Origin of the sequence: Bacillus cereus group sp. BfR-BA-01523 (genome assembly GCF_022662615.1) — a bacterium.
In the GTDB taxonomy this organism is placed as follows: Bacteria; Bacillota; Bacilli; order Bacillales; family Bacillaceae_G; genus Bacillus_A; species Bacillus_A mycoides.
Genome location: NZ_JAKUDX010000003.1, coordinates 305,412 through 317,864, shown reverse-complemented (window position 1 = coordinate 317,864; position 12,453 = coordinate 305,412). Strand labels below are relative to the sequence as shown.

The following is a 12,453-nucleotide window of genomic DNA, read 5'->3' as shown; positions in this document are numbered from 1 at the left end:
TTAATATTTGCAAAATGAATAAAAGGATGTATAATGATAGACAAATAGCGCAAACGTTTTCATAGATTTAGATATTGTTTGCGCTTCTATTAAACAATCAAATGCAAACGTTTTCAATTAAAGAGGTACATAGACAATTTAGGGAGGTTTTTGGGATGAAGAAAGCATTATCACTATTAACGATTTCAGCATTGTCAATTGGCATGTTATCTGCATGTGGACCGAAAGATTCAGGAAAAAAAGAGGAAAGTAAAGCGAAGAAAGACTATGATCTTCTCGTTTGGGAAGATGATAAAAAAGGTGTTGGTTTAGAACCAGCAGTGAAAAGCTTTGAGGAAAAATATAAAGTAAAAGTAAAAGTTGTTGAAATGCAAATGACAGATCAAGTGAAAAAGTTACGTCTTGATGGACCAGCGGGGACGGGACCAGATGTTGTAACATTGCCACACGATCAAATCGGAAATGCAGTAACAGAAGGCTTACTTTCTGAAGTAAAAGCAGATGATGCTGTGAAGAGTAAATTTACTGACTTATCAATAAAGGCACAAACATACAACGGGAAATTATATGGTTTACCAAAAGCAATTGAAACACCAATTTTTATTTACAATAAAAAATTAATGCAAAAAGCTCCAGAAACGATGGACGAGCTATTTAACTTCTCAAAAGACTTTACGAAGGATGGCAAGTACGGATTTTTAACATTAGGAGATAACTTCTACTTTGCTAACGCGTTTATGGCAGGTATGGGCGGATATGTATTTGGTGAGAAAGACGGAAAGCCAAATGCAAGTGATGTTGGATTAAATAATAGCGGAGCAGTACAAGGTGCTGAATATCTTCAAAAATGGTACAAAGAAAAGTTATTCCCGAAAGGTATTATCGGTGAATCTGGTGGACCTGCTGCTGATGGATTATTCAATGAAGGAAAAGCAGCATCTATTATGAACGGACCGTGGGCGTTCCAAGCGATGGAAAAGAACGGAATTGATTATGGTGTTGCTCCAATGCCAAAATTACCAAATGGTCAACCGATGAAAACATTTGTTGGGGTAAAAGGATGGCATGTAACAAGCTTCTCTAAACAAAATGATTTAGCTACAAAATTCACTGAGTGGGTAACAAATGAAGAAAACGCAAAAATTAGATTTGAGAAGACAAAAGAGATTCCTCCAGTAAAATCAGTAATGGAAGATCCAATTATTAAAGATAATGAAGCTGCAAAAGCAGTTGCAACTCAATCAGAAAATGGAATTCCAATGCCGAATATTCCAGAAATGCAAGAAGTATGGAAACCAGCTGGAGACGCGCTTCAGTTAGTAGTTACAGATAAAGAAGCACCAAAAGCAGCACTTGATAATGCAGTGAAGCAAATTAAAGGGAATATTGAGGCAAACCACAGCAATAAAAAATAAGGTGAAATTCGTGCCTCTACTATAAGAGGCACGAATTCTCTCCCAGAAAAAAGGGGGAAGGAACATGCAAACATCTATGGAACCAGCAAACGGCTTAAAAGGTTCAAAACATAGGAAAATGGCAACCATGTTATCAATCATTCCAGGCATAGGCCAAATGTATAATAAACAATTTGTAAAAGGCCTTATTTTTCTAGTATTAACAGGTTCATTTATTGTAGCATTTACTGATTTATTAAATATGGGATTATGGGGAATTGTAACACTCGGTACAGAAGTTCCACGTGACCATTCTGTCTTTCTATTAGTGGAAGGGATCTTGGCACTTATCGTCATCGTGTTTGGACTCGGAATATATGGATTTAATTTATATGATGCATATCAAAACGGGAAGAAACGTGATATAGGAACCCCATTAAACTCTGTAAAAGAGCAATACCGTAACTTATTAGATCAAGGTTTTCCATATTTAATGGTTTCACCAGGATTTCTATTACTAATCTTTGTAGTTGTATTTCCAATCATTTTTGTAATTTTAATTGGATTTACGAACTATGACTTATATCACTCTCCTCCAGCTAAATTAGTAGATTGGGTGGGCTTTAAAAACTTTATTGATATTTTCACATTACCAATGTGGAGAGAGACATTTTTAAGTGTATTTTCTTGGACTGTCATTTGGACATTTGTTGCAACAACATTACAAGTTGCACTTGGTATTTTCTTAGCGATTATCGTAAATCAGCCTGGTATTAAAGGTAAGGCAATTATTCGAACAATTTTCATTTTACCGTGGGCTGTTCCAGCATTCGTATCTATTCTTGTCTTCTCGGGTATGTTTAATGAAACATTTGGAGCAATTAATAATCAAGTATTAGCTTTATTCGGGATTGAAAAGATTGCTTGGATGACAGATCCGTTTTGGGCGAAGATTGCTTTAATTATGATCCAAACGTGGCTCGGTTTCCCATTCGTCTTTGCAATGACAACAGGTATATTGCAATCGATTCCAGGAGAATTATATGAAGCTGCTACAGTAGATGGAGCAACTGCTTGGCAACAGTTCCGCAAAATTACATTGCCACTTGTTTTATACGCAACAGCACCAATTTTAATTACACAATATACGTTTAACTTTAATAACTTTAGTATCATTTATCTATTTAATGGCGGAGGTCCTGCTGTAGCGGGGCAAGATGCAGGTGGAACGGATATTTTAATTTCATGGATTTATAAGTTAACGATGACTTCAGCGCAATACGGAAAAGCAGCAGCTCTTACAATGATTTTATCGTTAATCGTTATTACAGTTGCGTTATGGCAATTTAAGAGAACAAAATCATTCCAAGAAGAGGATATGATGTAAATGAATATTAAACGACAAAAGATGTTACGTCTTTCATTAAGTTATTTGGTTATCTTCATAATGTGTGCGATTATTTTCTATCCATTACTATGGATTATTGGTTCATCGTTTAATCCAGGAGATAGTTTGTCTGGTTCTAGCATTATTCCAAAAAATGCTACGTTAGATCATTATCGTAAGCTACTTGATCTTGATTCAAGTAATTACTTACTTTGGTATAAAAATACGTTAAAAGTTAGTGTTATGACGATGATTTTTTCGGTGTTAGCAATTAGCTTTACTGCTTATGCATTTTCGAGATATCGTTTTGTCGGAAGAAAAAATGGTTTATTAACATTTTTAATTCTACAAATGATTCCGAACTTTGCAGCGTTAATCGCACTATATGTATTAGCGCAGTTAACAGGATTAATTGATACACATCTTGCATTAATTTTAATTTATGTAGGTGGAGCAATTCCAATGAATACTTGGCTTATGAAAGGGTATTTTGATACGATTCCGAAAGAGTTGGATGAATCAGCCCGCATGGATGGAGCAGGACACTTCCGTATTTTTTGGCAAATCATTATGCCGCTTGCAAAGCCAATCGTAGCGGTTGTAGCATTATTCACTTTCATCGGTCCATTTACAGATTTCATTTTAGCAAGTATTATTTTACGCACGCCGGAAAATTACACTTTAGCAGTTGGATTATATGAAATGGTAGCGAAAAAATTTGGTAATGAATTTACGACGTTTGCGGCTGGTTCAGTATTAATTGCAATCCCGATTTCGATTTTATTCTTATCACTACAAAAATACTTTATTTCTGGTTTAACAGCTGGAGGTACGAAAGGATGAGAAATGGGACATTATGTCCCATTTTTCTTTTCATCTCTCTATAAAAAAAATTATAGAGAGATGAAAAGAGATTTGACATCGCATATGAAAAGAAGTGAAATAAATAGTATATTATAGTATAGGAAAAAAGAGCTATATCCCTTACAATACATGGAGAGGGAGAATATGATAAGTTTTGCAAGATAGAATAAATAAATGACAGTTTATGACTTCTCCTATGACTTGCAACGGGTGCAAGATAAAATATATGAAAATGGCAGAGAAGTGAAAGGAGGGGATTTTTATGACAGTTACAATTAAAGATGTGGCGAAGAAGGCGAACGTAGCACCATCAACTGTTTCTCGTGTAATTGCTGATAATCCAAGTATAAGTGAAAAGACAAAGCGCCGTGTTCGAAAAGTAATGAGTGAATTAGGGTATCATCCAAATTTAAATGCAAGAAACCTTGCGAACCAAACGACGAAGACACTTGGTCTTGTTATGCCGAGTTCTGCAAGTAAAGCTTTTCAAAATCCGTTTTTCCCAGAAGTTATAAGAGGAATTAGTTCATTTGCACATGTGGAAGGGTATGCGCTTTATATGTCGACTGGTGAAACAGAAGATGAAATTTTTAATGGTGTTGTAAAAATGGTACAAGGGCGTCAAATCGGTGGTATTATTCTTTTATATTCAAGAGAAAATGACCGGATTATTCAATACTTGCATGACCAAAACTTCCCGTTTGTTTTAATTGGAAAACCATATGATCGAAAAGATGAAATTACATATGTAGATAATGACAATTATACAGCTGCAAGAGAAGTAGCGGAATATTTGATTTCATTAGGCCATAAACAAATCGCATTCATCGGCGGTGGATCAGATTTACTTGTAACGAGAGATCGTTTGGCGGGGATGAGTGATGCTTTGAAACTAGCAGATATTCTATTGCCGAAAGAGTATATTTTACACTTTGATTTTTCAAGAGAGAGTGGTCAACAGGCTGTTGAGGAATTAATGGGACTAAAGCAACCACCGACGGCAATTATGGCAACGGATGATTTAATTGGACTTGGCGTGTTAAGTGCGCTTTCTAAAAAAGGATTTGTTGTACCGAAAGATGTTTCGATTGTAAGCTTTAACAATGCTTTATTATCAGAAATTGCTAGTCCACCACTTTCGACAGTTGATGTGAATATTTATCAATTAGGGTATGAAGCGGCAAAAGCTTTAGTTGATAAGGTGGAGCATTCTGAATCTACTTCAAAATGCATTATTATTCCGCATAAATTATTGAAGCGTCAAACTTGTGATCATTATGCAACAAAAAGCTAAGAGTTTAACTCTTAGCTTTTTTCTTTAGAAAGGCTTCTAAACGGTCACAGCCTTCTTTTAAAGTTTCGATACTGTAAGCATAGGAAAGGCGAAGGTAGCCTTCACCGTATTCGGAAAATGCGGTTCCAGGAACAACGGCTAGCCCAGCTTCTTTTACAAGATCAAGTGCAAAATCAAATGATGAAGATGTTAAATGTCCAACATATGGGAATAAATAAAATGCACCTGTTGGCTTCTCAACCGTTAAACCCATTTGAATGAGTCTATTATATACGTAATCACGGCGTTTTTTGTATTGATAGCGCATCATCTTCGGGGCATCTTTAGCAGCTGTTAAAGCTTCGATTGCAGCATATTGAGCAATTGAAGTAGCACATGTAACATTGTATTGATGCACTTTTAAAATGTGTTTTGCTAAATAACTTGGGGCAAATAAAAGTCCGATACGCCAACCAGTCATAGAATGTGATTTTGATAAGCCGTTAATGACAATAGTCTTATCACGCATTTCTGGGAAATGAGTGATAGATGTGTGTTTGTCTTCATATACAAGTTCGCTATAAATTTCATCGGAAAGAACGAAAATATTTTTATCTTTTAAGATAGATACAATATCTTCTAATTCTTCTTTTGATAAGGTAACACCAGTTGGATTAGAAGGATACGGTAAAACGACGCATCTTGTTCGTTCTGTAATTGCATTTCGCAGAGCTTCAGCTGTTAAACGAAATCCAGTTTCACGAACATCTATAAAAATAGGAGTTGCACCACATAGTCGAATAATCGGCTCGTAACCAGGGTAAATAGGAGCAGGTAAAATTACTTCCGTTCCTGGTTCTAAAATAGTTCGGAATGCAACATCGATCGCTTCACTAGCACCGATTGTAACAATGGTTTCGTTTTCAGGTGAATAATGTAAATTGTAGTTGTCCTTTACAAAGTTACAAGCTGCCTTGCGTAATTCTAGTAAACCAGCGTTATGTGTATAGCTTGTATAATTTTCTGTAATGGCCCGTTTAGCTGCTTCTTTTACTAGAGAAGGTGTAGGGAAATCGGGTTGCCCAATTGTTAAAGAGATAAGATTATCATAGTTTTGAATCATATTAGAGAACTGACGGATTCCAGAAATTTGGATGTCCTTCACTCTAGGATTAATGAATTGTTCCATTGTATCTCCCTTTCTTCCGTTTGAAAATTAAGTTCATTTTATCATATTTTCAACTATTACGCTTTGTTTATAAAATTTCCCCCGCTATTTGTGAAAGATAAGAATCGTATCTTAAAATTCAGTGGAAGTAAGAAATTATGTGAGGATTCAAATGTCTATAAGAGTATAAGCTGTGTGAGTTAATTAAAGTTTCACTTAAGCATAAACACAAAAAAAGCCGCTGCAAGCGACTTTTTAATAACCGTATTCCCAATCTATTTCATCTTCGTTCCAAAGTACGGAAGATACTTTGCCAAGATGGACAACGGATTCATTTACAGCACATGTACAGTCTTCGTCCCCTGCTTTATGTTGCAATTCTTCGTATACTGATTTTTCAACGTTTTCTAGCACAACCAAATTTTCTTCTTTTAAAACAAGCGTAGTACCCGCCATATTTATCTTCCTCCTACTAAAGTAATGATCACTTATTTGTAAACATAGATAGTATGGATTATATGCTGTATTTTGCGATAGTTGTCCGTCTAGTGAAGTGTTTTTTATTTTCTTTGTAATCCGTATTCATTGTATACTGCACGAAGGAAATTTGGTACAGGGTTTACAATCATTTCGGAAATTTGTAACATTTATTATTAGTTGTTAACAAATAATTAACAAAGATGTTAAGAAAAATCAAAATTTTGAAACAAATGGACTTATAAAATGATATAATCATATAAAAATACATATAGGGGATGAGAGGCTATGGAGCTGATTCGTGATTTAATGATCCAAATTGCCATCATTATTTTACCACTATTTTTATATGAAGCGATTCGTTTAAATCGTTATCAAGGAATGCTTCCGAAGCCTAATCGCTACTTTATTATGTTTTTATCTAGCGTCACACTCGTTCTCTCCATGACATACTCTATTTGTTTTGGTACCGTTTGCGGATACAATTTTCATCCAGTCCCAATTGTTAGTGGTTTTTTATATGGTGGGATTGTTGGGCTCATCCCTGCCATTATTTATGTTGCATATGAATGGATTTTTAAGGGGCTTAGTTGGTTGCCTATGGTAGAAGTTATATTTCTTTCGATAATTCCATTATTTTTGTCAAAGAAATGGTCTCTTTTTTCAAGAGATAAGAAGCTAATATTAGCTTTTATGATTGCATCATTTTATGTTCTTGTTTCATTAGTAGTCGGGATGTTGAATGTCCTTTTAGAAACAGGTTTTACACCGTACATATCTAATCTATATAGTGGGTATATATTTGCATCACTTATTATGGTTATGACAATGGTATTTCAAGTGTATTTGACTGAGTATTTAAACGAAAATGCATTATTGCGTACAGAAATGCAAAAATCAGAAAAACTTAATATTGTAAGTGAGTTAGCTGCAAGTGTTGCACATGAAGTTCGAAACCCTCTCACTGTTGTACGAGGGTTTATTCAATTGCTAGAGAGTACGGAAGACGTAAAGAACAAAGATTATATGCGTCTCGTATTAGCTGAACTGGATCGTGCTGAACAGATTATTTCAGATTATTTAAATTTAGCAAGGCCTCAAATTGAAAAAAAAGAACATATTTGTTTATCAGCACAATTAATTGAAATGACAACTCTTATGTCATCATTTGCAGCGATGCAGGGCGTTTATTTGCAAGTTGAGATTTCTGAGAGCCTTTATACTATCGGCGATAAGACGAAATTGAAGCAAGCTATTATGAATGTTGTTAAAAACGGTATTGAAGCAATTCAAGGAAACAAAGGGTATTTAAAAGTAACAGCTATTCAAAAAGATGAATTGATAATAATAAGAGTTAAAGATAGTGGTGTTGGAATGACAAAAGAACAGTTAGTAAGGCTTGGACAACCGTATTATTCTTTAAAAGAAAAAGGAACAGGATTAGGCCTTATGGTAACATTTAGTATTTTACAAGCGCATAATGGCACATTGGAATATAAAAGTGAAAGCGGAAAAGGAACTGAAGCTATTATTATATTGCCAGCTGTACGATATAAGGAATAAAAGTTACCGATAGAAGGTAACTTTTTATTTTATCGTGCATTAGAAAAAGATACAAAATTTCATTCATTTATTTTTTCTTGTTTTGTTCGAACGAATAAACTTTTAAATGATTGAAAGAAGCTTTGCTCTTTTGAGGCGGCGACTAATCTTTTTGTTTCTTGAATTTCGCGAATAACTTGCATAAGTTGTGTATCACGGTTGCTATCTTTATTGTAAATTTGATTGACAAGTTTATTCATTTTTTCTTCTTGTTTGGATTCTCGCTTATACATATGATTCATTAATAAGTCCATTTTTTCTTTTTGGAGTGCATCTGTTTGAGCGGCGTGAACAACTAGATCTTGTAACATTTTTTCTTGTGAGCCTTCTTTTACATAAACTTGTTGCATTAGTTCATCTAATTTCTCGTCTTTTAAACGATTTTGTGTAATGAGAGTAGAGTTTTGATGAATAATTGCTTCATTTAATTGAGCAAGCATTTCAAGTTTTAGCATGAACTCCTCAAAGTTACGCCCATCTTCTTTTGGTTGCACTTCTTGTTTATCTTGAATAATAGGTACAGGTGGGGCATCTTTTTCTTTTAAAATAATAGGTATTGTTTCTGAAATGTCTTCTTGTAATGTAGCAGCTCTTTCATGTATAGATTTCAATAGTTTTAAATCATCCAATTTATAAATACGAGCATCAGCTGTTTTTGAAATGATATAACCGTGTTCCTCTAAGAGTTGGCTATATTTTCGGACTATATGTTTTGGGATACCTGTTTTATTTGTAACATCTTTCGTTTTATAAATAGCTTCCATGATAGTTCCTCCCCAAAAAGTATCGTATATATCATTTCAACCTTTTATGTGGACTTCCTTTGAAAAAGAATGTCGGAAGGTTATTAGTTTTCTACAGCATTAGTGAAAAGATGAAGAAAAATGAATGTTTTTGGCGGAATGGAGAGGAAGAGCTAAAATAATGTCTGAAAACATACATAGAAGAAGTTTGTTATAATAACTGAGGAAAAGAAATTGGTAGGAACACGGAGGTACACATGAAGCAATTTAAAGGTATTATCATTTCAATTATTGCAATTCTTTCTCTTTTGGTAGCGGTATATGAAGTACTTGTGCCAGAGGAGACAAGTACTAAAAAGACAACTACGTATGATCAAATTCTAGAGTTCCCGAAAGAACGATATCCAGAGACCGGGAAACATATAACGGATGCTATAAAAGAAGGACATTCGGAAATGTGTACAATTGATCGTAATGGTGCAGCGGATAGAAGGAAATTATCGTTAGCGCCATATCCGACGAAGAAAGGTTATGATCGTGATGAATGGCCGATGGCGATGTGTAAGGAAGGCGGAAAAGGAGCTCATATTGAATATATAAGTCCAGCAGATAACCGCGGTGCAGGTTCTTGGGTAGGGAATAAGCTAGACAAATATCCAGATGGTACGCGTGTGAAATTTGAAGTGAAATAGTAATTGGCATACATTTCATAGTGGAGGAGAGGGATAGTTATGGAATTAACAATTTCATATTCGCAATTAATGATAATGAACTATGATGGTCAGCAGCCTTATGTAGATTGGACTCCTGAAGATTTTGAAAGAGGCTATGCTGAGGTGGATGGAGCTATTATTTTTGAAGCAATCTCTGACTATACTTGTGAAGTGGAAGTTACTTGTGGAAATCATATTGAGAAAGAAGAAGTGGTTAGAACGATATCAGTTCCTTTCACAGTGAAGAATGAAGAAGTATATATAACAAGTATTCTTTCTAATAAATATCATATTCCTATTCCGAACGGAGAATATATGATAGTCTTGCAGGCAACTCCTCTTGAAGAGCCATCAGACGATGAATTGTATAAAGTACAATACGACTTCTATTTTGAGAGTGTAGAATAAAAAAACGTGTTATCCTTCAAAAGGATAACACGTTTTTTTATTATGCGTTTGTTTTTAGGAGAGAACGAGCGTCTTTTGCTGCCTGAACCATGTGCTCTAAAGCAGGTATAACTTCCTCAGTTCTTCGTGTTTTTAAACCACAGTCTGGATTAATCCAGAAATATTTAGGGTCACATACTTGTAAAGATTGTTCTACGATTGTGAACATTTCATCTTTACTTGGGACACGTGGGCTATGAATATCATATACCCCTAGACCAATTCCTTTTTCATATGTTGTATGCTTTAATGTATTAATAAATTCTCCATGACTTCTTGATGTTTCGATAGAAATAACATCTGCGTCTAACGCTCGAATTGCATCTACAATATCTTCGAAGTTACTATAACACATATGAGTATGAATTTGTGTTTCATTTTCTACAGAAGATGTTGCTAAAAGGAATGATTGAACTGCCCATGTAATGTATGCATCCCAATCTTTTTCTTTTAACGGCATACCTTCACGAAGTGCAGGTTCATCGACTTGGATTACTCTAATTCCGGAAGATTCAAGTAATTCAATTTCATGACGAAGTGCTAATGCAATTTGATATGATACTTCTTTTCTTGAAATATCATTTCGAACGAATGACCAATTTAAAATAGTGACAGGTCCAGTTAGCATACCTTTTACTACCTTCTCCGTTAAGCTTTGTGCATATACAGTTTCTTTAATAGTCATTCCACTTATAAAGGCAACATCACCATAAATAACAGGTGGTTTTACGCAACGAGAACCGTATGATTGTACCCATCCGTTTTTAGTAAAGGAGAAACCAGCAAGTCTTTCTCCAAAATATTCCACCATGTCAGTTCTTTCGAATTCACCATGTACTAGTACATCAAGACCAATATCTTCTTGGTAACGAATCCACTTTGCAGTTTCTTTTTCAATGAATTGATTATATTGTTCATTTGTAATATCGCCGTTACGCCACTGTTTACGTGTTTGACGAACTTCAGATGTTTGCGGGAAGCTACCAATAGTTGTTGTTGGTAACAATGGTAATTGTAAAGCTACTTGCTGTAGTTCATATCGTTTTTCAAATGGAAGAGGACGTGAGAAATCATCTTCTTTAAGTGATGTACGTGCCACTTTTACATCTTCACGATTACGTGCAGCTGATGAGCGGATTGCATGATGTGCATTACGATATGTTGTTAAATCGCTACTGATGCTTTCTACACCTTTAGTAAGAGCAGAATGGATAAGGACTAGTTCTTCTAATTTTTGATTAGCAAATGCAAGTGCATCAAATAATTCACTTGTTAAGTGCGTTTCTTCCGTTTTATCAATTGGAGTATGCAATAAGCTACAAGAAGGTTGAACAATTAAACCTTTTGCTGTGATTTGATTTTGTAATGTTGTAAATAAAGAAAGTACATCATCAAGATCAGCTCTCCAAATGTTACGGCCATCTATACAACCGATAGCTAAAATTTTATCAGCTGGGAATCCATATTTTGAAATAGCATTTACATTACCTTCTTTGCCATGAACAAAGTCTAATCCAATACCAGAAACAGGGAATGCAATAATTTCTTCATAGTTCTCTTCTACACTATCAAAATATGTTTGTAGAAGAAGATTCGCATTTGGAACCTCTTTATGAATAGCTTCGTAAAGTTCTTTCGCTTGATTAATTTCATCTTTTGTTAAAGATGCGAAGATTGGTTCGTCAACTTGAATAATTTGTGCTCCAGCTGCGTGTAATTCAGAGAATAATTGTACATAAGGTGCAACTAGCTCTTTTAAAATAGTGGCAAATTGCTCTTCGTTATAACCTTTTGCCAGTTTTAGGAATGTATAAGGGCCTAAAATAACTGGTTTTCCATCAACGCCTAACTCTTTTTTCGCTTCTTCATATAAACGAAGAGGACGATTGTCTTTTAAAGAGATTTGTAATCCTTCTTCATATTCAGGAACAATGTAATGATAGTTTGTGTTAAACCATTTTGTCATTTCAGAAGCAACGTGATCTTTAGAGCCGCGTGCCATTGCAAAATATACATCAAGGTAAGAGGTAAACTCTGAAAAACGTGACGGGATGAATCCTAACATGTAGGCCGTATCCAGAACGTGGTCATAATATGTAAAATCGCCAACTGGAATTAATTCAATTCCCTTTTCTTGCTGTACTTTGACGTGTTGAAGGCGAATTTCTTTCATTGTCGTTAAAAATTGTTCTTCATCAATTTTATTGGACCAAAAAGCTTCCAATGTTTTTTTCCACTCTCGTTGTAGTCCGATACGTGGATAACCTAAGTTACTTGTTTGAATTGCCATTTTAAATTCCTCCCTAATTGAAAGTAAGCATTTCCGTTTACTCGGAAATACCTATAACAAAAAGCATAAAGGCATAGAAAAATAAGCCTTCCTTT

At 34.9% G+C, this 12,453-nt stretch carries 11 protein-coding genes; 7 read left to right on the top strand and 4 right to left on the bottom strand.

All coding sequences use genetic code 11. From position 1 onward, the window contains the following. Positions 1–155 precede the first annotated feature (155 nt). The 4 genes from MR066_RS09905 to malR all read left to right on the top strand — a co-directional run bounded on the left by MR066_RS09905 (position 156) and on the right by malR (position 4,939). On the top strand, positions 156–1,415 hold the full coding sequence (locus MR066_RS09905) for an extracellular solute-binding protein (RefSeq protein ID WP_002142987.1): 1,260 nt from the start codon (positions 156–158) through the stop codon (positions 1,413–1,415). 64 nt (positions 1,416–1,479) lie between these two features. Beyond that, complete coding sequence (gene malC, locus MR066_RS09900) at positions 1,480–2,781, top strand: maltosaccharide ABC transporter permease MalC (RefSeq protein WP_002033812.1); 1,302 nt, start codon at positions 1,480–1,482, stop codon at positions 2,779–2,781. After that, positions 2,782–3,624: a maltosaccharide ABC transporter permease MalD gene (gene malD, locus MR066_RS09895; protein ID WP_002088365.1), complete on the top strand. Its 843-nt coding sequence runs from the start codon at positions 2,782–2,784 to the stop codon at positions 3,622–3,624. A gap of 283 nt (positions 3,625–3,907) precedes the next feature. Beyond that, on the top strand, positions 3,908–4,939 hold the full coding sequence (gene malR, locus MR066_RS09890) for a maltose operon transcriptional repressor MalR (RefSeq protein ID WP_002014809.1): 1,032 nt from the start codon (positions 3,908–3,910) through the stop codon (positions 4,937–4,939). A gap of 4 nt (positions 4,940–4,943) precedes the next feature. On the opposite strand, the gene MR066_RS09885 is transcribed toward malR, so the two are convergent. Together MR066_RS09885 and MR066_RS09880 are read right to left on the bottom strand one after the other, a co-directional pair. Further along, on the bottom strand, positions 4,944–6,107 hold the full coding sequence (locus tag MR066_RS09885) for an aminotransferase A (RefSeq protein ID WP_242246954.1): 1,164 nt from the start codon (positions 6,105–6,107) through the stop codon (positions 4,944–4,946). 234 nt (positions 6,108–6,341) lie between these two features. Next, positions 6,342–6,542, bottom strand: coding sequence for a hypothetical protein (locus MR066_RS09880; protein WP_000929276.1), 201 nt, complete (start codon positions 6,540–6,542; stop codon positions 6,342–6,344). 309 nt (positions 6,543–6,851) lie between these two features. Here MR066_RS09880 and MR066_RS09875 point away from each other — a divergent pair, with 309 nt between their 5' ends. After that, the gene (locus MR066_RS09875; RefSeq protein ID WP_002014814.1) at positions 6,852–8,126 is read left to right on the top strand and encodes a sensor histidine kinase; all 1,275 of its coding nucleotides are present in this window, start codon (positions 6,852–6,854) and stop codon (positions 8,124–8,126) included. 59 nt (positions 8,127–8,185) lie between these two features. On the opposite strand, the gene MR066_RS09870 is transcribed toward MR066_RS09875, so the two are convergent. After that, complete coding sequence (locus tag MR066_RS09870; protein ID WP_242246945.1) at positions 8,186–8,929, bottom strand: DUF3967 domain-containing protein; 744 nt, start codon at positions 8,927–8,929, stop codon at positions 8,186–8,188. Between the two features lie 236 nt (positions 8,930–9,165). On the opposite strand from MR066_RS09870, the gene nucA reads away from it, so the two are divergent. Further along, positions 9,166–9,600 (top strand): DNA-entry nuclease, encoded by a 435-nt coding sequence (nucA, locus tag MR066_RS09865; RefSeq protein ID WP_002014817.1) that lies wholly within the window; start codon positions 9,166–9,168, stop codon positions 9,598–9,600. 39 nt (positions 9,601–9,639) lie between these two features. Continuing rightward, positions 9,640–10,029, top strand: coding sequence for a competence protein ComJ (gene comJ / locus MR066_RS09860; RefSeq protein WP_002088359.1), 390 nt, complete (start codon positions 9,640–9,642; stop codon positions 10,027–10,029). Positions 10,030–10,069: 40 nt separating this feature from the next. Here comJ and metE read toward each other — a convergent pair whose 3' ends face one another. Continuing rightward, positions 10,070–12,358, bottom strand: coding sequence for a 5-methyltetrahydropteroyltriglutamate--homocysteine S-methyltransferase (metE, locus tag MR066_RS09855; RefSeq protein WP_002014819.1), 2,289 nt, complete (start codon positions 12,356–12,358; stop codon positions 10,070–10,072). Positions 12,359–12,453: the final 95 nt, after the last annotated feature.